A 22,360-nucleotide genomic window follows, 5' to 3' on the forward strand; every position below is an offset into this window, starting at 1 on the left:
CCCCAGCCCTCCCCCGCAAGCGGGAGAGGGGGCCGAGTCCCGTCGCCGATACGATCGGACTTCACTCAATTGACTCCGGCTCCGACTGTCATCTCGCTTGCTGCCGCGGCACTGCGGCGCGGGCCGAACGTCTTCGACCATGCCAGCAATTCGCGGAAAGCCGGCGTCAGGCCCCAGGCCGAATCCGTCAGCTCGTATTCGACCTGCAGCGGCTTCTCGGCGAGCACCTTGCGCGCCACCAGGCCGTCGCGCTCGAGCTCGCGCAGCTGCGCGGTCAGCATGTGCTGGGTGATCGGCGCGAGCGCGCGTCGCAGCGCGCCGAACCGCACGCCGCCATTCATCAGCGTGAACAGGATCTCGAGCTTCCATTTTCCCCCGAGCGCGTGGATCGCGTGCTTGAATTCGATCAGCACATTGGGGTCGGTCGGACAGTTCTCGCATTCACCGCCGTCACACATATCGCTGGTATTGTTTTCCATACCGGTCTCGAATTTCATCCTACTTGTCCAAGGTCAGATAGGTGACCAGATGCGGCCTGTGCAGGGCGGGCAGCGCAATGTTGGGCCCATCTGCCGAATATGAAGAGGGCAGGGACATGAGCACGGTATTGGTCACGGGCGGATCGGGTTTCATCGGCGTGCATACCATCCTGCAGCTGCTTGTCGACGGGCATGCGGTGCGAACGACGGTACGCAATCCGGGCCGCAGCAACGACGTGATCGCGATGCTGCGCGAGGGCGGTGCGCCGACGCCCGACCAGGTCGGCTTCGTCACCGCTGACCTGCTGCGCGACGACGGTTGGCGCGAGGCGGCCACCGGGTGCGACTACGTGCTGCATGTCGCATCGCCGCTCGGCGCCTATGTGCCAGAGGACGAGAATGAGTTGATCGTCCCGGCGCGGGAAGGCACGCTGCGGGTGTTGCGCGCGGCGCGTGACGCCGGCGTCAAGCGCGTCGTCGTGACGTCGTCGTTCGCGGCAATCGGTTACGGCCATCCGCCGCAAGCGGCGCCGTTCGACGAGACGGTGTGGTCCAATCTCGATGGCGAGGGTGTGCAGGCCTATCCGAAATCCAAGACGCTGGCTGAGCGCGCCGCCTGGGATTTCGTCGCGCGCGAAGGCAACGGCCTCGAGCTTGCCGTGGTCAACCCCACCGCGGTGTTCGGCCCGGCGCTCGGTGCCGATTTCTCCGAGTCGATCGGCATCGTCAAGGCGCTGCTCGACGGCACGATGCCGGCGGTGCCGCGGATCCATTTCGGCCTCGTCGACGTGCGCGACGTCGCCGACCTGCATCTGCGCGCCATGATGTCGCCCAAGGCGAGCGGTGAGCGCTTCCTGGCGGTCGCCGGCGAGACCATGTCGATCCTCGGGGTCGCGCGGGTGCTGCGCGCAAAGTTCGGCAGCAAGGCGCGGCGCGTGCCGCGGTTCCAGGCGCCGGACTGGATGATGCGGCTCGCCGCACGGCGCAACCCGATGGCCCGTGCCGCGCTGCCGCTGCTCGGCAAGGTGCGCCGCGCGACCAGCGCCAAGGCGCAAAACCTGCTCGGCTGGCGCCCGCGCGGCAATGAGGAGATGATCGTCGCAACCGCCGAGAGCCTGATCCGGCTCGGCCTCGTCAAGGTCTGACGGCAGCTCCCGTCGAGCGTGCTTGCCAGACGGGTCGGCGAGTGCTGAATTGCTGCGAGCAGACGGAGGCGCCACCGCGCCGCCGAGAACACCAGGGAGGCTGCGCAGATGGATCGGGTCCTCGCGGCCGCAAAGGCGATCGCCAGCGCGCGTCGCAGCCGGGCGCCGCTCAAGGCGCTTCCGAAGGACGTCGCGCCGCGCGACGAGGCCGAAGGCTACCAGGTGCAGTACGCGCTGCACGATCTGATGCAGCCACACGTGGGCAGCCTCGTCGGCTACAAGATCGGCTGCACCAGCGCGGTGATGCAGGAATACATCAACATCCCGCACCCCTGCGGCGGTGGCGTGTTCGAGAAGGTCGTGCACGACAGCGGCGTGCGGCTGCCGGCGGCCGAGTTCGTCCATGTCGGCGTCGAGTGCGAGATCGCGGTGCGGCTCGCCCGCGATCTCGCTCCCAGCGAAGCGCCGTTCACCGCCGAATGGGTCGCGGAAGCGATCGATGCCTACTATCCCGCGATCGAGATCGTCGACGACCGCTACGTCAAATGGGAGACGCTGGGCGCGCCGACGCTGATTGCCGACGACTTCTTCGCCGCCGGCTGCGTGCTCGGGGAGGCGGTGCCGCGCATCACCGCGCCCGATCTGCGCGCGGTCGCGGGACGCGCGATCGTCAACGGCAAGGAAGAAGGCCGCGGCACCGGCGCCGACGTGCTCGGGCATCCCCACAACGCGCTCGCCTGGCTCGCCAATCATCTCGCCACTGAAGGCCGTGGCCTGCATGCCGGCCAGATCGTGCTGACCGGCAGCCTGGTCAAGACGGTGTGGCTGAACGCGGGCGACACGGTCGTGATGGAGCTCGACGGTCTCGGCAAGGTGGAAGCGGCATTCACGTAGTGGAATTCAAGCTCGCTTCCGCATAAGGAATGTCGTCCCTGCCTAGTGCGCAATTGCGCACGGGAGCAGGGACCCATAACCACGAATGCTGATTGTTGCACGGCGCGGGAACGACGAGCGCGGTTCACGACAGCCGCCGCGGGGTATGGGTCCCTGCTTTCGCAGGGACGACACCGAGTGTGCAGCGCGACCTTGACTTGACTTGAATTCACCCGACTTTCAAGTCGCCGGGCGTTTGGCGTCCGTGACGAGCTCGACCTTGCCGTCGGTCAGCCGATAGACCGCGCCGACCACCCTGAGCTTGCCCTGATCGACCGCGGCGCTGAGGATCGGCGTCGCCGACTTCAGCTTCGCGACGTTGTCGATGACGTTCTGCCTGATGGCGTTGGCGAGCCGGTCGCCTCCCTTGCCCTCGGTCGCCTTCACCGCCGGCGCGATCGCATTGACCAGCGAGGGCAGATGGCCGGGCAGGGTGGTGTTGTCCTTCAGCGACTTGATGGCGGCGTCGACCGCCCCGCAGCTGTCGTGGCCGAGCACCATGAACAGCGGCACGTTGAGCACGGCCGATGCATATTCCAGGCTCGCGATCGTCTCGTCGCTGGCGAAATTGCCGGCGATGCGGCAGACGAACAGATCGCCGCGGCCGGTGTCGAACGCGTATTCCGGTGCGATGCGGGAGTCCGCGCAACTCAGGATGCCGGCGAACGGATTCTGTCCGCCGGCCAGCGCCTCGCGCTCGTGCTTGAAATCATGCCGCCGCGAGACGCCTTCGACATAGCGGAGATTGCCCTTCACCAGCCGGTCCAGCGCCGCGTCCGGCGCCAGCACGTTCTGTGGCTTCGGCGGCGATTTGGTTTCCTTGGCGGAAACCGGCGATGCAAGGGCGAGGCTGGCGGCGGTGCAGGCCGCGGCAGCGAGGAAGCGGCGCCGGGAGGTCTGGGTGGGAGCCGTGATTTCGCAAAGCTGGCACATCAAAAATCTCCGTAAAATTATCCGAGAATAGCAATCGCGCGTCCGTGCAAAGGTTGTAGATCATGCGCAGTGCCACCGCAACGATGTGGTTTTGCGCGCTCGGATGTTGGAGACGGGACTCGTCGTTGCAATAGTGCATGACAAGCCGCTTCTGTGGTTATGGGTCCCTGCTCCCGTGCGCAGTTGCGCACTAGGCAGGGACGATAATGAGGATGGTTCTCGATTCAAGATGACAAACATGCGGTGTCATCACCCGCGAAAGTGGGTGATCCAGTATTCCAGAGACGCCGGTGCTTGAGCCGAGAGGCCGCGGCGTACTGGATCGCCCGGTCGAGCCGGGCGATGACAGTGCGGATGACACACACACGATCGTCGTCCTGGCGAAAGCCAGGACCCATAACCACCGCACTTGATGATGAAGGGGATCGTGGCCTCAGCATCGCGCAACAACTCTCATTTGGGGTAATGGGTCCTGGCTTTCGCCAGGACGACGTGGAATGTGTTGCGCGCGTTGTGAGTCAAACTTCCGCATTCTCGCGACATGATTTGTCCGAGCTTTGCTCTTCGTTCCGCCCTCTCGCTTGTAGAGGGCGCAGGGAAAGCCGGATGCCGATCGCACCCAATGGCCCGTGCAAAAGGTAGAAAGTACGGGGGTAGGACCACAGGTGTAACCGGAAACAACCCGGCTTTCCCTGCGCGATGGGTTACGGCCCGACGGGCCGATCGGCGCCACCGGATAACCTACGGGTTATGAAAGGACCGGGCCGTCTTGTTGCGCGATTGAGCCGGAAAACCCCAGGTACCGCGGCCACGGCCGAACCGCCGATGTTTCTGGTTGACTCATCCATAGCTGGATGGTTATACGTTAATCCATAGCCAATGGGTTATTGATCGCAAATGCCAGACGCTCACGACATCCTGTTTCGAACCCTTGCAGACCCGACCCGCCGGGCCATCTTCGAGCGCCTGTGTCGCGAGGGCGAGCAGACCGTCGGCGCCCTGACGGCCCGCGCCAGGATTTCGCAGCCGGCGGTGTCGAAGCATCTCGGTGTGCTGAAGCAGGCCGGACTGGTGCGCGACCGCCATGAAGGCAGGCAGACCCATTACAGCGCGCAACTCGGCGCGCTGGCGCCGCTGATCGACTGGACCAGCCAGATGGCGGGCTTCTGGCAGAACCGGTTCGACCACCTCGAAGATCTCCTCAAAAGGATGGACCAATGAACAAGACCACCGCTGAAACGCGCTCCGCGATCGTCGAGCGTGAATTTCCTCATCCGCCGGAAAAGCTCTGGCGCGCGCTGACCCAACCGCATCTGATGGAGGAGTGGCTGATGAAGAACGATTTCAAGCCCGAGGTCGGGCACAGCTTCAACCTGCGCGGTGAGTGGGGCGGCGTGCTGGACTGCAAGGTGCTCACTGTGGAGCCGCACAGGACGCTGTCCTACACCTGGAATTTCGCGCATGCGGATGCCGCCTACAATCTCGAGAGCGTCGTGGTCTTCACGTTGACGCCGACGGCCACCGGCACCCATCTGCGCGTCGAGCAGTCCGGCTTCCAGCCGCATCAGAAGCAGGCCTATGGCGGCGCCCATGCCGGATGGAAGCAGTTCCTCGAGAATCTCGATCAGCTGATGGCGCGGCCGGAGTGAGGCGCGCTCGCGAACTCACAACATTCATCCAACAGGAGGTCACATTGAACTGCAACAACTGGATCCGGCAATCGCACCGCTGGCTCTCGATCGCCTTCACGGTCGCCGTCATCATCAACATCGTCGCCATGGTCCTGCAGCAGCAGGCGGTCTGGATCGGGTTGCTGGCCCTGTTCCCGCTGATCTTCATGCTGCTCAGCGGCCTCTATCTGTTCGCGTTGCCTTATCTGTCGCCGCGGCGTCAGCATGGGGGATCGACGTCCGCGTCCCAAGTGTGATTGCATGACGTGACGACTTGACGTGACGATTTGGGGCGGATGAGGCGCGAGAGACAGCAATGACGGCATCGGAACGTATTGACCGGATGATCGAGGATCTCACCGACTGGCGCGGCAAGACGCTGGCCAGCCTGCGCAAGAGCATCCTCGCCGCCGATCCTGAGATCATCGAGGAGTGGAAGTGGATGGGCAGCCCGGTGTGGTCGCGCGACGGCATCATCGCGGTCGGCAACGCCCACAAGGGCAAGGTCAAGCTGACCTTCATGTATGGTGCGCAGCTGCCGGACCCCGACAAGCTGTTCAACACCGGCTTCGAGGGCAATGCGCGGCGCGCGATCGATCTGTTCGAGGGCGACAAGGTCAACGCCCCGGCGCTGAAGACGCTCATTCGTGCCGCGATCGAGCTCAACCAGGCTAAATCAAAAAAATCCGCGAAGAAGCCGGCGAAGAAGGCCGCCGGTACCCGCACGACCGCGAAGAAGAAGGCGTGAGCTGCGCCGCCATGGTGCTCGCGATCTACCCGAGATGATCAAGACCAGGCTCGCCACACCGCCGGATGCGGACTCCATCTCCGCGCTGCTGACGGCCAACAGCGGCGACCGCGGCGGCATGCTGCTCGGGCAATGGCCGCGCGAGGTGATCGAGACGCGCATTGCAAACGGGCAGCCGATCGTCGTCGCGACCGACGATGAGGGCAGGTTGCTCGGCGCGCTCCTGACGTCGGAGAAGGGATATGGCGAGGCGCCGCCGGTGCAGGCCATGCTGAAGGCCTGGCCGGGGCGGGCAGATGCGTATGTTTATGGTCCGGTGTGCGTCTCGCGGGACGCGCGCGGCCTTGGCGTCCTGGAGGCGTTGTACGCGAAGCTTCAGGCGACCTTTCCCGGCCGCGAGGCAATCCTGTTCATCAGGGAAGACAACCCGCGCTCGCTCAAGGCGCATCGGCGGCTCGGCATGCGCGAGGTTGCGCGATACGACTTCGGCGGCAAGGTCTTCATTGTCCTGAGCGACAGGCCGGACCTCGGGTCATAGCCAGAATTCTCCCGGTCAGCGAGCGTAGCCCGGATGTGTCCACGGGTCGCGCGAACGCATCTACTTCCGCTTTCGGCGGAACAGCGGACAGCACGAGAACCGGCGATCGCACACCGCCGTGATGGGAGGCGTCGAGACCTGCGTCTTCTATGAGAACTTTTTCACGCCGGGTGGCCGCCATGTCCCTTCGCCCGCCGGCAAGATCGAAGGTGGCGTAGGCTTCGGCCAGTATAGACGCATCACGAGATAGATTTTGTCATCCGGCGCCGGAAGCCAATTTGCTTCCCTGTCCGCGCCGGGGCTGTCTTTTTGAATGTACAGCGTCAGCGAACCGTCTGCGTCCTTTTTCATCGCCGACAACATCGGAGAGTTAATGAGGTAGCGATTGATCGGATTCTTGACCAAGAGCTGGCTCTTGCCGTCGTACATCGTAACAGACCAAAACGCATTCACTGGCGGCAACTGGTCGGGTGCAAAGGTGATGGTGTACTTGTGCTTGCTGCCGTCGAGCAACTCACCGGCCGCGTCCTTCCGTGTATAGGGGTACATCGCTTCAACGGCATCGTTGCCATAGAGACCGCCCTTGGCGGCGCCTGCCCGCATCGCCCAATCGCCGTTGAAGAAGGCCTCGTCGCCGAAGAACGAACCAACGTTCCAGCCATTGATGTTTCTGTTTCCGCTGGCCAGCCATTTGTCGACCTTGTCGTCACCCTGCTTCATGCCCACCAGGATTTCGGCCTTGTGTTCGAGCGATAGATCCCTGAACGCGAAGGTCTTGCCGGGACCGATGCCAATTCTCGCAAGTTTCGCACGGATCGCCTTGTCCCTCGGCGTCTCGGGGACGAATTGCAGGGCTGCGTCGAGATATTGGAAGAAGTTATCCTTGATCCCGGCCGTGGTGGCAGGAAGGAAATCGATCTTCGGCGCGGCGGGCGGGGCGGGCTGTTTGAGGAAGGCGGAAAGCGGTTGGGCCTTGTAGCCGGCTTGAACTTTCTCGACGTTCGGCATGTCGCCGGGATTGAAGAGCTGGGTGCGGAAAGCCGCGAATGTGAACGGCGTCGTCGATCGGAAAACCTTCTTGATTCCGGTCGGCGTTTCGCCTTTCCAGTCGGGGCCGACCACCAGATAGTCGCCCGGCTCGGTCCCCGTGGCGCGCGTGCCGATGTAGCCGAAATTGTAGGTGTTGCCGTCGATCAACTGGACCGAGTAGTAGCGGTCCTTTTCGACCGTCGGCACCGAGATGACCATTGGTTCGGCGCGCAAATCCAGCCAGAGTATCGAGTAAGGGGTGTCGCTGTTCGGCGTGATGATTGCCGTGTCCGCGGGGGTGGCGACGTGGTGCATGTTGTAGATTTCGTTGAACGGTGCCTTGAACTGCCCCGAGTTCCTGTCCACGGCATATTCTTGCATGACCGCATAATTCATCACGAGCGGCAAGCCGTAGATGAAGCCTTCCTCCGCGATGTCCTTGGCCTCTAACAGCCTGGGCCAATCGGCATTGTTCTGCGCAATTGCCGGGGTGGACTTCGCCATGGCTACGGTGAGCGCGCTCATTGCAGCAGAGCGAAGCAGATCGCGTTTCGTAAACATCAAAACAACTCCTTCCGGTTCGCAACTTGTGATCATGCACGTATGGGTAGCAGGAAACTGATAGCGCCCTGTGCGATGGTTGGCTATGCAAAAAGCGGTCAATCCAACGCGCGCCCAATGATAGGCTCCGCGATCCGGGGATGTTCAGATGCCCAGATGTCGCAGCGCTCATACGGGCTACGAGCAGCCTAGGCCGAGATGTCGATCGCCTGGCCGGCATTGCCGGCGTTCTTCTGGAACGCCTGCTCGATCAGCTCCTTGATCTTCTGCTCGACCGCGGCGCGCTGATCCGCCGTCATGTTCTTGAGGTCTTCTTCCGACATGCCCATGCTTTTGAGGATGTTCGCACGCATCCGGTCCATCGGGGTCATCTGCGCGTATTTGAGAAACTTCTGCTCGACGGTGTCGCCGAGCGAACTGTCGCCGGTGGCGTCGGCGGTCAGCGGTTTCTTCAATGTGCCAGTCGTCATGCTGGCGGTGACCGATCCAAGGGCCGAGATCGACGTCATCTGCGCGCGCAGTCCCCGTTGCAATGCTGCAATCGTGGAGCAAATGGCGTGCCATCCGTTGCGGCTGTGATTTCAACGGGATCGTGGCGCCGCCATGCGCGCACGACGCGCCGCGGGCAGCTTCTGCCGGGCGAAGTTTGCCGGTAGCGGCCTTCAGGCTATGGTGTGCACGATCACTGGACCCGCAACCCCGGTTGCGGCCTTCAGGCTATGGTATGCACGATCACTGGACCCGCAACCGCGGTGGCCTGGCCGACCAGCAATGGACCGAGATTGTCGTCGATCCAGGCCAGTGCGCGGCGGTTGGCCTCCTCGGCGCCGGCATGGTTGTTGAAGACGCTGATCGCGGTGACCGTATCGTCGCCGGCATAGACCACGTAATAGGCCATGAAGCCTTCGACGTCGCTGATGATCGGGATTGCGCCTTCCTTGATCCGGCGCGCGAGTTCTTCGGCGCTACCAGTCTTCGCCTTGGCGTGACGGATGGCGGCATACATGCGTTCCTCCTTCCGGCTGCATCGATCGGGCTGCGCTTCGCGCATGCGCGATCGTACGCCGGACCGGGTGGCGACGCCATCGGGATTGCGGACGGACTAGCTGAAACGCCTGCTCACGACCGTCGTGCGCCGGTCGGGGAGCTTCGGCAGCCTTGCCACACCCGCGCGCGTTGTCGTGGTCCTTGGTCCGGGGGCGGGCTCCGGCTCCTGCTGCTGCAGAAACAGCGTGGCTTCGAACAGCACGCCGGGGGCTTGCTTGGCCGTGCCCGAGCATACCGCCCGGTTGCCGTTGAACGAGCCGGTCAGCTGCGCCTCGACCTCGTCGCATCCGAACACGGTGGTGAACGGACCGTCAGCATAGCGGTGCGTCGTCAGCGTCGCCGTGAAGCGGTCCTGATCGAGCTGATAGGTGCCGCCATAGGTGAACATGGCATCGCCGCCCGAGATCCTGCCATTTGCGAGCTGGACTATTCCGGTGCCTTCGCCCTGCGGCGTCCGGAACCACGCCGCATATCTTCCGTCTCTTTGCATGACCGTCATACAAACAGAAAACCCTGCGTTGTCGTCTAGCTACGTTGCAAGCGTCGAGACTTCTACTGTGCGTTGCTGCGAGGGTTAACGAACCGACAAGGCGATGGCACGACTTTCGTGAAGCGGTATCGGACTGATGCGCGGCGATCGCGCCGGCGCACGCCACCGGTCACAAAAAGCCACGGCCCTCGCCAGGGGAGCTAGCGAGGGCCGTGTTGGTACACCGCGCCGCGCCTAGGTTCGCGACGAGATGTGGGAGCTCGTAAAAGCCCTACTTAGGCATGATCCGTTTCCGACCGATTTCCACTTTGCGGGATCATGCCGTTAGAAGGGCAGCAGCACGTCGAGAACCTGTTGGCCGTAGCGCGGCTGTTGCACGTCGGTGATCTGGCCGCGGCCGCCATAGGCGATGCGGGCCTGGGCGATCTTCGAGGAATCGATGGTGTTGTCGCTCTGGATGTCCTCCGGGCGCACGATGCCGGCCACGATCAACTCGCGGATTTCGAAATTGACGCGGATCTCCTGCTTGCCCTCGACCACGAGATTGCCGTTCGGCAGCACCTGGGTGACGACCGCGGCGACGTTGGTTTGCAACGCTTCCTGGCGGTTGACCGAGCCCTTGCCGTCGCTGGAGGCCGTGGAGTCGGCGGTCAGGATGCGGCCGGGCAGGATCTTGTTCGGCTGCGTGATGGTCTGCGAGCCAAGGAAATTGGTGACGCCCGAGTCTTCCGAATTGGTGCGGCTGCGCTGGGTCTCGTTGGCGATCGCGGCCTTGTCGGTGAAGTTCACCGTGATGGTCAGGATGTCGCCGACGCGCGCGGCGCGTTGGTCCTTGAAGAAGGCGCGGGAGCCGCTGCGCCACAGCGAGTTCGGGCTGTAGGAGGCGACCTCGGGCTTCGGCATCGGCATCTGCACCGGCTTGTAGCCGGGCTGGGTGGTCGGATTGTCGATCGACGACAGCTTCGGCTGCTCGCCGATCTGGGAGAGACGGTCGATCGACGAGCAACCGCTGGCGATCGTTCCGAGTGCGAACAGCGCACCAGTCAGGACGAGGCGGTTGATGCGGTACTGGGACATGAACTTTACTCGGCGTTTGGTGCGACTGAACTCAGCTTGACGGAAGCGGAATTGGACTCGGTGGCGTCGGCGGTCGGCGCCGCGCGCGGGGTCGCGACCGAGATCGAGACCTCGCCGCGGCCGGTGACGACGCCGGAGACGGCGCGCTTGGACTGCAGATTCATGACGCTGACGGTGTCGCCCTCGGCGCCACCATCCATCGCCTTGCCGCGGATCGTCAGGTAGAGGCCGGCGGCGCGATAGATCAGCGTGACATTCTGGTCGCGGGTGACGAGATCGGGCTTCGCGAGGTCGGCGACGCGCAGCGCCTGGCCGGGGCGGAGCTGGCGGCGGACCTGCATGCCGACGGCGCTGTCGCGCACTGCCGCGTCGTTGCCGATCTCGGCTTTCGGGCGGCGCTCGACGATCACGTCGGAGGCCTTCAGCACGTCGCCGCGCTCGACATTGCGCGTCAGCACGGCGGCTTCGATGGTTTCGATCGCGGTTCCGGTGAAGCGCAGCTTCGACGGCGCGGCGCCGGCGTCGTTGCCGATCTCGAAGGTCAGGTCGAAACGCGTCGAGCGCGGGTCGTAGCGCACGGCGATCGGCTGCATCACGCCGGTATTGGTTGCCTCGAGGCGGATGTCGCCGGGATCGCGGTCGAAGGTCAGCGCGATGTTGCCGGCCCTGCCGAGCCCGTGGCGGCCTTCCAGCGCGCGCGACACCTGCTGCTCGATCTCCTTGCTGTCGATGGTGCGCGCCAGCCGGGTGACGGTGATCTCCTTCAGCTCGCGGGTATCGACGCCGATCACCTGGTGCGAGCGCAACACGTTCAGCACCTGCGCGACCGGCAGCGTGCCTGTCGTGCCGAGGTCCGGCGCGCGGTAGACCGCGACACTGCCGGCGCTGCCGGCATTGTCGATGAGGTCGCCGACCCGCACGATGTCGTCGGCGACCGTGATGCTGGCGCGCAGGGTCGGCACCGCGATGGTCTCGCGGCGGCTTTGCGCGCCAGCCGAAGTCATCGAGGCTGCAAGAAGCGCGGCTGCGATCAGGAGTGAGCGGGCGATCATCGACATCATCCTCAGCGGAACAGGTTGGAGGTCGACTGCATCATCTGGTCGGCGGCGGAGACCACCTTCGAGTTCATCTCATAGGCGCGCTGCGCGGCGATCAGGTCGGAGATTTCCGAGACCACCTCGACATTGGCCTGTTCGAGGTTGCTCTGCTGCATGTCGCCATAGCCGTCGGTGTTGGCGGTGCCGTCCTGCGGCTGGCCGGAGGCCGGCGTTTCCTGGAACAGGTTGTCGCCGATCGGCATCAGGCCGGCCTTGTTGATGAAGCGGGTCAGGCCGATCTGGCCGATGTTGGTCGATGCGGTCTGGCCCGGTAGCGTCACCGAGACTTGGCCCTGCGCATTGATGGTGAGGCCGGATGCGTTCTGCGGGATCGTGATCGTCGGCTGCAGCAAATTGCCCTGCGCGTTGACGATGCGGCCCTGATTGTCCATCTGGAACGAGCCGTCGCGGGTGTAGGTGAAGGTGCCGTCCGGCATCAGGATCTTGAAGAAGCCTTCGCCGCGGATCGCGATGTCGAGATCGTTGCCGGTCGGCGACAGCGTGCCCTGGGTCATCATGCGCGGCGTGCCGACGGTCTTCACGCCGCCGCCGAGGTCGATGCCCATCGGCATGATGGTGTTCTGGTCGGAGGCCTGCGCGCCGACCCGCCGCACATGGTCGTAGATCAGGTCCTGGAACGCGGCGCGCTGCTTCTTGTAGCCGGTGGTGCGCAGGTTCGCGATGTTGTTGGAGATCACCTGAACGCTGAGTTCCTGTGCCGCCATTCCGGTCGCAGCTGTATAAAGTGCGCGCATCGGTCAATCCCCCGGATCAGTTCGGCACGTCGGCGAGCTTCTCGATCGCCGATTTGTGCAGGTCGCTCTGCTGCTGCAGCAGCGAGGCGATTTGGGTGTAGGTCCGCGTGATCTCGATCATGCGGCTCATCTCGACGACGGAATTGACGTTCGACTTCTCGATGAAGCCCTGGCGGATCTGGGCCTTGGTGTCCGGCAGCGCCTGCGTGCCTTCGCCCGGCGCGTAGAGGTTGGAGCCTTCCTTCAGCAGGCGCTGGGCCTGCGCGAACGAGACGAGGCGCAGCTTGCCGCGGATCGAGTCGAGGCGGGAGGTCCCCTCGAGCACGCTGATGTTGCCGTCGGTGGCGATGTTGACGTCGTGGTCGGTCTGCTGGAACGTGATCGGGCCGGAGGTGCCGAGCACCTGGTAGCCCGAGGCGGTGACGAGCTGGCCGCGACTGTTGATCGCCAGATTGCCTTCGCGGGTGTAGCGCTCGCCGGCCGGCGTCTGCACCACCAGGAAGGCGTTGCCGTCGATCGCGACGTCGAGCGGGTTCTTGGTCTCTTCGGTCGGGCCCTGCGAGAAGTCGTGGAAGGTCGCGCGGTCCTGCACGAACGAGACGCGACGGTCCCGAGCGGCGAAATTGTCCTCATGCGCGTTCGAGGACAGATATTCCTGGAACAGCGACCGGTCGGCCTTGTAGCCGTTGGTGTTCATGTTCGCGATGTTGTTGGAGACGACATCCATCTGCCGTTCCAGCACCATCTGCTTCGATAGGCCGACCAGAAGGGTATTCTGCATCGGTGGTTCTCCCCTGTGAGGCGATCCGAATGCAGGTTCTCCCAAACCTTCACGCCGGACCCGTCGGTAACCATTGGGTTCTCCCAAACCCGCCAGTCACGCCGTGCTCTCAGCGAAAGCCGTGCCAACTTGAAATATCTTGTTATTTGAATGGCTTAGATGTTTGGCCGTGGCGCGCAAGGGGCGGCAGAAAGGTCTTGTTGACCATGTTTGCCCGGCAGTTTTTTCCTAGTGGATGGTAAATCCTAAGCTTCCGTTAACCATTATGACCCTAGCGTTGCCATTATTGGGGCGCGTGTGCGCCGGCGGCATTTGTATCGCGTCTTCAAGCCAGGGCTGGTGCCAATCGCGTTCGCATCCTTCTGGGTGAAGCGAGCGGACGATGGCGGACGAGGAAAAGACTGAGAGCGGCGAGGGCGCGGCCGCTCCGAAGAAGGGCAAGCTCAAGCTGATCATTGCCGTCGTCGGCTTCCTCGTCGTGCTCGGCGCGGGCGCCGGCGGCTGGTTCTTCTTCATGCGCGGCCACGGCGAGGAGCAGCACGCCGAAGCGCCGCCGCCGAAGCCGCCGAGCTTCGTCGACGTGCCTGACATGCTGGTCAATCTGGTCGGCGCGCCCGGCGAGCGCGTGCAATATCTCAAGCTGAAGCTCGTGCTCGAGGTCAAGGAAGAGAAGCAGGTCGAGGCGATCAAGCCGGCGCTGCCGCGCGTCACCGACCTGTTCCAGACCTACATGCGCGAGCTGCGCCCGAGCGACCTCAACGGCTCGGCCGGCCTGTTCCGCCTCAAGGAAGAACTGACCAAGCGCGTCAATCTCGCGCTGGCACCCAACCAGGTCAACGCGGTGCTGTTCAAGGAAGTCGTGATCCAGTGACGGGGTGGATGTAAAGCCATGGCCGGCAACGACCAGATGGACCAGGACGCCATTGCGGCCCAATGGGAAGCCTCGCTCGATTCCGAGGATCCCGAGGCGGCCGCGGCGGAAGCCGCCAAGAACGAGCTCACCGAGAACATGGCGCTGCAATGGGCCGCCATGGTCGAGGACGGCAGCCGTGACTTCGGCGGCAAGAACACCAATGGCGAGCGCGTGCTGTCGCAGGAGGAGATCGACAATCTCCTCGGCTTCACGGTCGGCGACGTCAGCCTCGACGACCATTCCGGCATTCGCGCCATCATCGATTCCGCGATGGTGTCCTACGAGCGTCTGCCGATGCTCGAAATCGTGTTCGACCGCCTGGTGCGATTGATGACGACCAGCTTGCGCAATTTCACCTCCGACAACGTCGAGGTCTCGCTCGACCGCATCACCTCGGTGCGCTTCGGCGACTACATGAACTCGATCCCGCTGCCCGCGGTGCTCTCGGTGTTCAAGGCGGAGGAGTGGGAGAATTTCGGCCTCGCCATGGTCGACTCCAACTTGATCTATTCGATGATCGACGTGCTGCTCGGCGGCCGCCGCGGCCAGACCCAGCTCAAGATCGAGGGCCGGCCCTACACCACGATCGAGACCAACCTCGTCAAGCGCCTGGTCGAGGTGGTGCTGTCGGATGCCGAGCAGGCGTTCCGGCCGCTGTCGCCGGTGACCTTCACGATCGACCGGCTCGAGACCAACCCGCGCTTTGCAGCGATCAGCCGCCCGGCCAATGCCGCGATCCTGGTGCGCTTGCGCATCGACATGGAAGACCGCGGCGGCAATGTCGAATTGCTGCTGCCCTACGCCACCATCGAACCGATCCGCAACGTGCTGTTGCAGATGTTCATGGGCGAAAAATTCGGCCGCGACCCGATCTGGGAAGGCCATTTCGCCACCGAAGTGGCGCAGGCCGAGATCTCGGTCGATGCGGTGCTCTATGAAGCCGATATCCCGCTGAAGGAGCTGATGAAGCTCAAGGTCGGCGACACCCTGCCGCTGGATATCCGCTCCGACGCGCTGGTCTCGGTGCGCTGCGGCAATGTCACCCTGACGGAAGGGCGCATGGGCCGGGTCGGCGACCGCGTCGCGATCCGCGTCACCAAGAATTTGCGTAAACCCCAAACCACCTTCGCGATGTTCGAGAAGGCGGACGAGCGGACCAAGATGATGGAGGCACCATGAGTCATGTGCTTGGACTAGCAATCGAGAGTCTCGTAGCCGTGCTGCTGATGCTGACGATCGGCTATTGCTGGCTGCTCAACAAACGCCTGCAGCGGCTGAAGGCCGACGAGCATTCGCTGAAGGCGACGATCGCCGAACTGATCACCGCGACCGAGATCGCGGAGCGGGCGATCGGCGGGTTGAAGCACGCGGTGCGCGACGTCAACGAGAACCTCGGCAACCAGCTCGATGCGGCGACGCAGATGTCGGCGCTGCTGAAGAGCCAGCTGGCGGAGGGCGACCACGTGGTGCGCCGCCTGTCCAAGATCGCGCTGGCCGCGCGGCCGTCGGAGCCCGCGCATGCACCGGCACAGGCAGCTGCGCCCGCCGCGCCAGTGGCGCCGGCGCCCAGGGTCTCGGCCGCGCACGCGGTTGCCGCGGCGGCTGAAGCCTTCACCGAGCGCAGGAGGGCCGGCGGCCTCGCTGCATGAAGTTGCTTCGTGACATCAGAGTGATGCCCGTGGTGCTGGTCGCGATCTTCGGCCTGATGGTGCTGAAGGTTGCCGGCCTCGTGCTCGATGGCGGTTACGTGTTTGCCGACGATACGCCGCCGGCCGGCCAGTCATGGGCGCAACAGAACTTCAACTTCCCCGGCGCCGGCAAGGCTGTGGTTGTTGACAGCAAGATCAAGGGCGATCCCGGCGACATCACGGGATCGGTCGAGCACAAGGACGCCAAGAAGGACGAGGCGCCGAAGCCGGCCGCACCGGCCGCGGAGCCGTCAAAGCCCGATGGCGTTGTCGTCAATCTGGATGCACCCGCGCCGGTGTCGGCGTCGGAGCGCGCGATCCTGGAACGGTTGCAGTCGCGCCGCCAGGAGCTCGAGACACGCGCGCGCGAGGTCGAGATCCGCGAAAGCCTGTTGAAGGCCGCCGAGAAGCGCATCGAGGCCAAGGTCGAGGAGGCCAAGGCCAATGATGCCAAGGCGAATGCCGATGCCGCGGCAAAGGCGGAAGCCGATGCCGCGCGTTTCAAGGGCATCGTCACCATGTACGAGAACATGAAGCCGAAGGACGCCGCGAAGGTGTTCGATCGTCTGGAAATGAACGTGCTCTACCAGATTGCCTCGCAGATCCAGCCGCGCAAGATGTCCGACATCCTCGGCCTGATGCAGCCGGAAGCCGCCGAACGGCTCACGGTCGAACTCGCCCGCCGTGCCGGCGGCGACAAGTCGGCCTCGACCGACGACCTTCCCAAGATCGAAGGCAAGATGCTCACGCCGAAGACGAATTGACGGGAGCTATCGGGAAGTCCGCCAATTGGTGGTGGCCTCTTCAGCCGTAAGCCAGATCCGGCTTAACGCCGGGTTGCCTGCATCTAATCCAGATCATCGCGATGAGGGTCGCGCACATGAACGGACCGACGGGGACGAGTGCGACCGGGTAGGTGAACCCCGCCAGGACAAGCACGCCGAACCCGATCCGGAGTTCGGAGCGATTCGAGAGCAGCGAGCCATGTTCGGCCATGGGCGCGTTCATGAGAAAGATGAGCGCGAGAGCCAGTAGCGCCGTATCGTAGATCGCGAAGTAGGGAGAGACGAGCAATGTTGCGACGAGCAGGCTCGCGGCCTTGACGGCGAAGCTGACGTTGCGGCGCCATATGATCAGCATCCACGTCGCGGCTGCCGCAGCGACCGCGACGTGCAATGCGATGGCCGATCCGTAGCCAAAGCCGGCAAACCGAAGCAAGCCGTAGACGCTCTGCAGCTTGTACCAAGCCAGCGTGCCGGTGAGATGGAACTGCGTCGTCGCGAAGATGGCTGCCTCACGGAACCCCTCAAAAGTGTCCCAGCCGAAGGTAAGCCCGGTGAGCAGCATGAGCACCGGTACCACCAAACTGGCTGTGATGAAGACGGTCCAGCGTCCAGTAGCTATCAGAACGAGGGGAAGCAGGACGCCATATTGCGGCTTGAAGATCAGCAGCGCGATCAGGAAGCCGCTGACGATCGGACGCCTGTCCAGCGTCAGCAGAATGGCGCCGAGCAGCGATGCCGCGAGCAAGGAGCTCTGGCCGACAATGAAATCGTAGAGGACGGCCGGCACGGCGAATGCCAGCAGCAGTACGGCGAAGCGCGGCCGAATTGCGTAAACAACGACCGCCCAGCACAGCAGCTTTGTGGTGCTCCAGATCCAGAACGCGGTCGGAAACGGCAGCAGTGCCAGCAGTGCCGCCGCAAAGAAAAAAAACGGCGGGTAGAAAAACGGTATCGGCACCTCGTAAACGGGGAACGGAGCCTGGTTCAAGCTGGGGTGTATTTGAATGATCGCTTGCCGCAACCGCGGCCAATCGTAGGCGGTGGCGGCATGGCCATCGAGAGCCATCTGCCCCGCGCTCCAAAAGCATGAAAAGTCGAGCCCGGTCGCGCCGGTACCGTCAACGACTTTCGGTAGCACGCAGTACAGGGTAAAGCCCAACACGATGAGGCAGGCAATGGCCAATGCACGGTCGTATCCGCTGCGCTCCGCACGGGCGCGCACCATTCCAAATCCGTTCATGAAACTGCCAGAAACTAAGAATTGCTTGAAATGTAAGCGTTTGTATACCGCAACTGGCGGTGGCGCAAGCGAGTGGCCGATCTCCATGCGGCGTTGGGTTAATCGCCAGAGGTTCCGCGCATGCCCGGTGGATCGGGGGTGACCCTCTCGATGCAAAGACGGAAGCCGACGCCATCGGCTTCAGGGGCATCGTCATCACGTACGACAAAGGTGCAGTCGGAGGCGCTGCAGCGCCATGTGCCGGCTGGCAGACGAGGATGTTCGCTGTCTCCGGTCATGCGGGCTCGACGGGATCTCAGCGAAGCCAAACGCGTATCGACGCCGAGAGGTGTCTGATTGCGATCTTATCCCAATGCGAGATGCGGAGATCTTTTGCGCTCTGCCCGATGGGCACGATCGCCACCGGGCACCCGGGTTATGGTAGCCTTAACCGGTAGCGTTAAGTTGCAACCGATTTGTCATTCTGGAATTGAACTCGCTATGTCTCAAGGTGGTGTTTCAGGAATTGCCGATGCTGAAAGACATGCCATGGCTCACCGCGCCGCGCGCCCGACTGTACGTGAGTGGCGTCGCAATTGTGCTGGTGCTGACCCTTGCGAGGTCGCTTTTGCTATTTTACCGCGATGGCGGCTATGGCGCGAATAACTTTCTGCTCGGCTCGGACTTCCTGACGTTCTGGGCGGCCTCGCTTCAGGTGTTAGCCGGGCATCCCGCCGAGGTTTATGTGCCCGAATTGCATCTGCTCGCGGAAGCTCCATACCTGCGAGAGGGCTACGAGGCGTTCTTCTATCCGCCGACGATGCTGCTCGTGTGCCTGCCGCTCGCGCTCGCGCCGTATTTCGTCTCGCTGTTCGTGTTCATCAGTGTGACGGCAGCGTCGTTCGCCGCGGTGATCTGGCGTATCTTGCGAACGCCCTGGTGCCTGGTCGCGATCCTCGCCTATGCGCCGGTCTATCTTAATGCCGTGGCAGGGCAGAACGCCTTTTTGACGGCATCGATCCTTGGGTGCGGTCTCAACATCATGGACCGAAGGCCAAAGCTCGCGGGCGCGATCCTCGGGCTGATGGTGATCAAGCCGCACCTGGCGCTGGCCGTGCCGATCGCCTTGATCGTCACAGGTCGCTGGCGCACGCTGATCTGGGCAGGCATGTCGTCGATTTCGCTCGTCGTGCTGTCCGCGCTGCTGTTCGGCCTGGATACATGGCTCAACTTCCTCGACGTCTCTCACTCCGCCCGTCAGGCTCTAGAGAACGGCGACGTCGAGTTTTCATTGCTGCAGAGCGTGTACGCGACAGCGCGCCTGCTTGGCGCCGGCGTCAACACGGCCTTTATCATTCACGGCCTCGTGGCGCTGGGCATGACGTGTGTGCTGGTCTGGATGCTGCGTCAGAAGATCAGTGCTGCCACCGAACGCTCGATCATCGTGCTCGCCTGCCTTCTGATTACGCCGTTCTGCCTGTTCTACGACATGCTCATCATGGCGCTGCCGCTGGCCTGGATGCTCCGCGAGTGGTTGAGGGTCGGCTTTCCGGCCTGGTCGAAAATGGTGCTTGGCGTGACGTTTCTCGCGCCGATGGTCTTCTACCTACCTGTCCTCTATCAACTGTCGGTCGTGAAGCCGCTGCCTTTTGGTTCTCCGGTCATCATCCTGTTCTGCTGGTTGCTGGTCCGGGAGAGCACGCAGACGCGGCAAGCGGCGCATGGCGAGCGAGAGGTCGCGGCGGTCTGAGTTCGCAGCACCTCACTTTGCGCTAGGTCGCCAATCGCCGCGCCGGCGGCGACAAATCGGCCTCGACCGACGACCTTCCCAAGATCGAAGCCAAGATGCTCACGCCGAAGACGAATTGACGGGGCTGCCGTCAGGTTTTCGGGAGTGGAGACCGGTGCAGATGGACAATCTTCCAATCCGGGCCTTGCTTCGCGATCACGAATGTGACGCGGCCGAGGCTGCTATAAGGCTGGCCATCCTTCATGACCCCGGAGATGGTGTCGAACCCGGCGAGCACCACCGTCCTCTCGTCGATCAGGAGAGTCTCCGCGCTTTGCAGCGCCACGGTGTTGGGGCGCGAATTGAGGATTGTCGTTTCGAAGTATTTGCGGATTTGCTCCGGCGTCGTCATGACGACCTTGCCGAACGTTCCGATCATGGTCGCTTCCGGGGCATAGAAACTGACGATACCCTCAAGGTCGGCGTCAGCGAAGGCTTTGCTCCAGCGCTCAACGAGCTGCGCTGCGTCCTCCTTCGGATCGGCTTGGGCAATCGAGACACTCATTAAAAGAGCAAGAATTGATAGTGGCTTTCGCATGGGTGATCCTCTCAAAAGAATTATTGCAGAACAATCGGAAATCGAGTGAGGCAGCAGGGCTGCTTCCGCGTTGCGATAAATCATTAATGCCAATCAACAGGGCGGCTGGCCGCTTCGATGTCCGTCCGGCCGAGTTCGCCAAGTCGCCCCGATCCGGTGCAATGGACCAGCGGGCACAAGGCTTCCGCAAATCGCCGGCCTGATGGTCGCGATCCTTCGCCGACATAGGCGGAGCAGGGCGGCTTGTGGCCCCCTTCTTGTGGCCCCTTGGCGTACATCCGCGCCGAACGCTTTCAACGCCATTGCAACAGAGCCATCACAGACATTGCCAAATTGCTTGATGCGAGTCTAGCATTGGCGTGGGGAAGGCGAGCGCGACTTCGCTGTTTTGGAGCCTTCCGTGATTGCGGTCGCATGGACCGCGGCCTGAGTTGATTGATTGAATTGCTCATTTGTGCCGGGCGCGAAGCTGCGCCCGATCAGACATTGAATTTTTAGTCACCAAGAAATTTCGAGGAAACCAATATGCGTAGCCTGTTCATGATGCTTGTCGTCATCGCCACCACCAATCTGGCATGGGCCCAATCCGAACTGGTCAAACGGGGCGACTACCTCGTCAACGGCATTCTGGCTTGCGGCAATTGCCACACGCCCAAGGGACCGAACGGCGACGTTTTGGAGAAGGCGTTTTCGGGCGGAGGATACTGGGACGAGCCTCCGTTCACGGTGCATGCCGCCAACATCACGCAAGACAAGGAAACAGGCATCGGAAACTGGAGCGATGCCGATATCAAGAAACTGCTGCGGACCGGGCAAACCCCAAAGGGTGTGCATACCGCGATGGTCATGCCGACCAGCTTCTATCACATCCTGACGGAAAATGATCTCGACGCGGTCATTGCATATCTGCGTACGATTACGCCGGTCCACAACAAGGTGCCCGATCCGATCTACAAGGTCCCTCAAGTCGAGAACGTTCCGCCGGGCGGCGAGAACGCGTTCGCCGAACCGATGATGAGCGACAAGGTGCAGAAGGGATTCTACCTCGTCACGATCGCGCATTGCATGGCGTGCCATACGCCGATTGGACCGAGGGGACGAGAATACAAAAGCAGCCTTGGCACCGGTGGCGTCAAATTTTCCGGGCCGTGGGGAATCTCGGTCTCACGCAACATCACGCAGAACAAGACGAATGGGATCGGCACATGGAGCGACGACGAGATCAAGCGTGCGATCACCGAAGGTGTCAGCCGCGACGGCAGCCGTCTCGGTCGACCGATGGGATACCACTACTACGCCCGGATCAGTCCCGATGACCTCGATGCCATCGTGGCGTATTTGCGCACGGTACCGGGCAGCGCGGAGTAAGCCTCGTTGCAAGGACAAATCCTGTCCGGTCACAGTCGCGCAGCGGGCCCTTGGCTGACTCCAGTTCTGCGAGGATAGCCCGCACCGCTATCTGCGCAGCTAGGCGGCGCTCGGAACAAGCTTCAGCTTCAAACCGAGCGCTTTTGTCGCCTTGTTCAGGGTTTCAATAGTCGGATTGCCGCCGGGCCGGAATGACTTGTAGATCACTTCGCGGCTCAAGCCAGTTTCGCGCGAAAACTGCGATACGCCGCGAGCTCTGGCGATGTCGCCGATAGCTGTCGCGATGAACGAGGGATCGTCCTCTTCCAGCGCCGCTTCGAGATAGGCGATCTGCTGCTCCAGCGTCTTCAGATGATCCTTGATGTCGAACTTGGTCGTCTTGAGCGGCATCTCAAATCTCCTTCACCATCTTCTGGGCCGCCTTGACGTCCTTGCTTTGGGTTCGCTTGTCGCCACCGCAGAGCAGGAGCACGATGGTTTTGCCTCGACGCGTGAAATACACCCGGTAGCCGGGCCGTAATCGATCCGCATTTCGCTCACGCCTTCGCCCACCGATTTCACATCGCCTGGATTTCCGAGTTCGAGACGCCGGATGCGTGCGCCGATCCGGGCGACCGCTTTCATGTCGGCAAGCGAGTTGAGCCAGTGCGCAAAAGCGTCGGTCTGAACGACCTGGATCATGTGTATTATCATACACGACGCGGTCGATTTGTCAACTATAGTACACAGCCATTCCGTGGCAGCGGCGGGCTCCGAAACAATCCGTTGACGTTAACA

The 22,360-nt window shown here is 62.8% G+C and carries 26 protein-coding genes and 1 pseudogene; 13 read left to right on the plus strand and 14 right to left on the minus strand.

All coding sequences use genetic code 11. The features are described 5' to 3' along the window. Window positions 1-65 precede the first annotated feature (65 nt). Entirely contained in the window at window positions 66-497 is a 432-nt protein-coding gene (locus AC1VNY_RS37095) for a winged helix-turn-helix transcriptional regulator (protein ID WP_482408881.1), read from the minus strand. Between the two features lie 98 nt (window positions 498-595). Between AC1VNY_RS37095 and AC1VNY_RS37100 the strand changes: the two genes are divergently transcribed. Together AC1VNY_RS37100 and AC1VNY_RS37105 are read left to right on the plus strand one after the other, a co-directional pair. Beyond that, entirely contained in the window at window positions 596-1,624 is a 1,029-nt protein-coding gene (locus AC1VNY_RS37100; protein ID WP_482408882.1) for an SDR family oxidoreductase, read from the plus strand. A 108-nt stretch (window positions 1,625-1,732) separates the two neighbouring features. Further along, window positions 1,733-2,518 (plus strand): 2-keto-4-pentenoate hydratase, encoded by a 786-nt coding sequence (locus AC1VNY_RS37105; RefSeq protein ID WP_482408883.1) that lies wholly within the window; start codon window positions 1,733-1,735, stop codon window positions 2,516-2,518. 219 nt (window positions 2,519-2,737) lie between these two features. On the opposite strand, the gene AC1VNY_RS37110 is transcribed toward AC1VNY_RS37105, so the two are convergent. Beyond that, window positions 2,738-3,490, minus strand: coding sequence for a carbonic anhydrase (locus tag AC1VNY_RS37110; protein WP_482408884.1), 753 nt, complete (start codon window positions 3,488-3,490; stop codon window positions 2,738-2,740). 897 nt (window positions 3,491-4,387) lie between these two features. Here AC1VNY_RS37110 and AC1VNY_RS37115 point away from each other — a divergent pair. Genes AC1VNY_RS37115 through AC1VNY_RS37135 form a run of 5 tightly spaced genes read left to right on the plus strand, consistent with a single transcriptional unit; the run spans window position 4,388 to window position 6,446 of the window. Next, a complete protein-coding gene (locus AC1VNY_RS37115) occupies window positions 4,388-4,711 on the plus strand; it encodes an ArsR/SmtB family transcription factor (protein ID WP_016846748.1) in 324 nt (107 codons plus the stop codon). Further along, a complete protein-coding gene (locus AC1VNY_RS37120) occupies window positions 4,708-5,139 on the plus strand; it encodes an SRPBCC family protein (RefSeq protein WP_482408885.1) in 432 nt (143 codons plus the stop codon). The genes AC1VNY_RS37115 and AC1VNY_RS37120 overlap by 4 nt, the downstream gene beginning before the upstream one ends. A 44-nt stretch (window positions 5,140-5,183) precedes the next feature. Further along, a complete protein-coding gene (locus AC1VNY_RS37125) occupies window positions 5,184-5,417 on the plus strand; it encodes a hypothetical protein (protein ID WP_482408886.1) in 234 nt (77 codons plus the stop codon). Window positions 5,418-5,476: 59 nt separating this feature from the next. After that, the gene (locus AC1VNY_RS37130; protein WP_028341675.1) at window positions 5,477-5,908 is read left to right on the plus strand and encodes a DUF1801 domain-containing protein; all 432 of its coding nucleotides are present in this window, start codon (window positions 5,477-5,479) and stop codon (window positions 5,906-5,908) included. Between the two features lie 34 nt (window positions 5,909-5,942). Beyond that, window positions 5,943-6,446 carry a GNAT family N-acetyltransferase gene (locus tag AC1VNY_RS37135; protein WP_482408887.1) on the plus strand — a complete coding sequence of 168 codons (504 nt, stop codon included), beginning with the start codon at window positions 5,943-5,945 and terminating at the stop codon, window positions 6,444-6,446. 147 nt (window positions 6,447-6,593) lie between these two features. On the opposite strand, the gene AC1VNY_RS37140 is transcribed toward AC1VNY_RS37135, so the two are convergent. The 8 genes from AC1VNY_RS37140 to flgF all read right to left on the minus strand — a co-directional run bounded on the left by AC1VNY_RS37140 (window position 6,594) and on the right by flgF (window position 13,283). Further along, window positions 6,594-8,036, minus strand: coding sequence for a DUF1254 domain-containing protein (locus AC1VNY_RS37140; RefSeq protein WP_482408888.1), 1,443 nt, complete (start codon window positions 8,034-8,036; stop codon window positions 6,594-6,596). Between the two features lie 188 nt (window positions 8,037-8,224). Continuing rightward, complete coding sequence (locus tag AC1VNY_RS37145) at window positions 8,225-8,545, minus strand: hypothetical protein (protein ID WP_482408889.1); 321 nt, start codon at window positions 8,543-8,545, stop codon at window positions 8,225-8,227. Window positions 8,546-8,748: 203 nt separating this feature from the next. Further along, window positions 8,749-9,042 (minus strand): hypothetical protein, encoded by a 294-nt coding sequence (locus AC1VNY_RS37150; RefSeq protein ID WP_026193017.1) that lies wholly within the window; start codon window positions 9,040-9,042, stop codon window positions 8,749-8,751. Between the two features lie 96 nt (window positions 9,043-9,138). Next, the gene (locus AC1VNY_RS37155) at window positions 9,139-9,573 is read right to left on the minus strand and encodes a hypothetical protein (RefSeq protein WP_461193290.1); all 435 of its coding nucleotides are present in this window, start codon (window positions 9,571-9,573) and stop codon (window positions 9,139-9,141) included. Between the two features lie 324 nt (window positions 9,574-9,897). Beyond that, a complete protein-coding gene (gene flgH / locus AC1VNY_RS37160; RefSeq protein ID WP_028339789.1) occupies window positions 9,898-10,650 on the minus strand; it encodes a flagellar basal body L-ring protein FlgH in 753 nt (250 codons plus the stop codon). Window positions 10,651-10,655: 5 nt separating this feature from the next. Next, complete coding sequence (gene flgA / locus AC1VNY_RS37165) at window positions 10,656-11,711, minus strand: flagellar basal body P-ring formation chaperone FlgA (protein WP_482408890.1); 1,056 nt, start codon at window positions 11,709-11,711, stop codon at window positions 10,656-10,658. A gap of 2 nt (window positions 11,712-11,713) precedes the next feature. Further along, entirely contained in the window at window positions 11,714-12,502 is a 789-nt protein-coding gene (gene flgG, locus AC1VNY_RS37170; protein WP_028337173.1) for a flagellar basal-body rod protein FlgG, read from the minus strand. A 16-nt stretch (window positions 12,503-12,518) separates the two neighbouring features. Further along, window positions 12,519-13,283, minus strand: a complete 765-nt coding sequence (gene flgF, locus AC1VNY_RS37175; protein ID WP_482408891.1) for a flagellar basal-body rod protein FlgF — start codon at window positions 13,281-13,283, stop codon at window positions 12,519-12,521. A 382-nt stretch (window positions 13,284-13,665) separates the two neighbouring features. Between flgF and fliL the strand changes: the two genes are divergently transcribed. Genes fliL through AC1VNY_RS37195 form a run of 4 tightly spaced genes read left to right on the plus strand, consistent with a single transcriptional unit; the run spans window position 13,666 to window position 16,648 of the window. Further along, entirely contained in the window at window positions 13,666-14,154 is a 489-nt protein-coding gene (gene fliL / locus AC1VNY_RS37180; RefSeq protein WP_028339793.1) for a flagellar basal body-associated protein FliL, read from the plus strand. An 18-nt stretch (window positions 14,155-14,172) separates the two neighbouring features. Then, the gene (gene fliM / locus AC1VNY_RS37185; protein ID WP_028339794.1) at window positions 14,173-15,375 is read left to right on the plus strand and encodes a flagellar motor switch protein FliM; all 1,203 of its coding nucleotides are present in this window, start codon (window positions 14,173-14,175) and stop codon (window positions 15,373-15,375) included. Next, entirely contained in the window at window positions 15,372-15,845 is a 474-nt protein-coding gene (locus AC1VNY_RS37190; protein WP_212057390.1) for a DUF6468 domain-containing protein, read from the plus strand. Before fliM ends, AC1VNY_RS37190 begins: the two co-directional genes overlap by 4 nt. Continuing rightward, entirely contained in the window at window positions 15,842-16,648 is an 807-nt protein-coding gene (locus AC1VNY_RS37195) for a MotE family protein (RefSeq protein ID WP_482408892.1), read from the plus strand. Before AC1VNY_RS37190 ends, AC1VNY_RS37195 begins: the two co-directional genes overlap by 4 nt. A gap of 40 nt (window positions 16,649-16,688) precedes the next feature. Here AC1VNY_RS37195 and AC1VNY_RS37200 read toward each other — a convergent pair whose 3' ends face one another. Next, complete coding sequence (locus AC1VNY_RS37200; protein WP_482408893.1) at window positions 16,689-17,894, minus strand: glycosyltransferase family 87 protein; 1,206 nt, start codon at window positions 17,892-17,894, stop codon at window positions 16,689-16,691. A gap of 526 nt (window positions 17,895-18,420) precedes the next feature. Here AC1VNY_RS37200 and AC1VNY_RS37205 point away from each other — a divergent pair. Continuing rightward, window positions 18,421-19,638: a glycosyltransferase family 87 protein gene (locus AC1VNY_RS37205; protein WP_482408894.1), complete on the plus strand. Its 1,218-nt coding sequence runs from the start codon at window positions 18,421-18,423 to the stop codon at window positions 19,636-19,638. Between the two features lie 130 nt (window positions 19,639-19,768). Here AC1VNY_RS37205 and AC1VNY_RS37210 read toward each other — a convergent pair whose 3' ends face one another. Further along, a complete protein-coding gene (locus AC1VNY_RS37210) occupies window positions 19,769-20,215 on the minus strand; it encodes an SgcJ/EcaC family oxidoreductase (protein ID WP_411781321.1) in 447 nt (148 codons plus the stop codon). A gap of 525 nt (window positions 20,216-20,740) precedes the next feature. On the opposite strand from AC1VNY_RS37210, the gene AC1VNY_RS37215 reads away from it, so the two are divergent. After that, on the plus strand, window positions 20,741-21,583 hold the full coding sequence (locus AC1VNY_RS37215) for a c-type cytochrome (protein WP_028339800.1): 843 nt from the start codon (window positions 20,741-20,743) through the stop codon (window positions 21,581-21,583). Between the two features lie 99 nt (window positions 21,584-21,682). On the opposite strand, the gene AC1VNY_RS37220 is transcribed toward AC1VNY_RS37215, so the two are convergent. Together AC1VNY_RS37220 and AC1VNY_RS37225 are read right to left on the minus strand one after the other, a co-directional pair. After that, a complete protein-coding gene (locus tag AC1VNY_RS37220) occupies window positions 21,683-21,973 on the minus strand; it encodes an addiction module antidote protein (RefSeq protein ID WP_028339801.1) in 291 nt (96 codons plus the stop codon). 1 nt (window position 21,974) lies between these two features. Continuing rightward, window positions 21,975-22,264 (minus strand): annotated as a pseudogene (locus AC1VNY_RS37225) (type II toxin-antitoxin system RelE/ParE family toxin). Between the last annotated feature and the right edge of the window lie 96 nt (window positions 22,265-22,360).

The sequence above is a fragment of the Bradyrhizobium ferriligni genome (assembly GCF_056837965.1).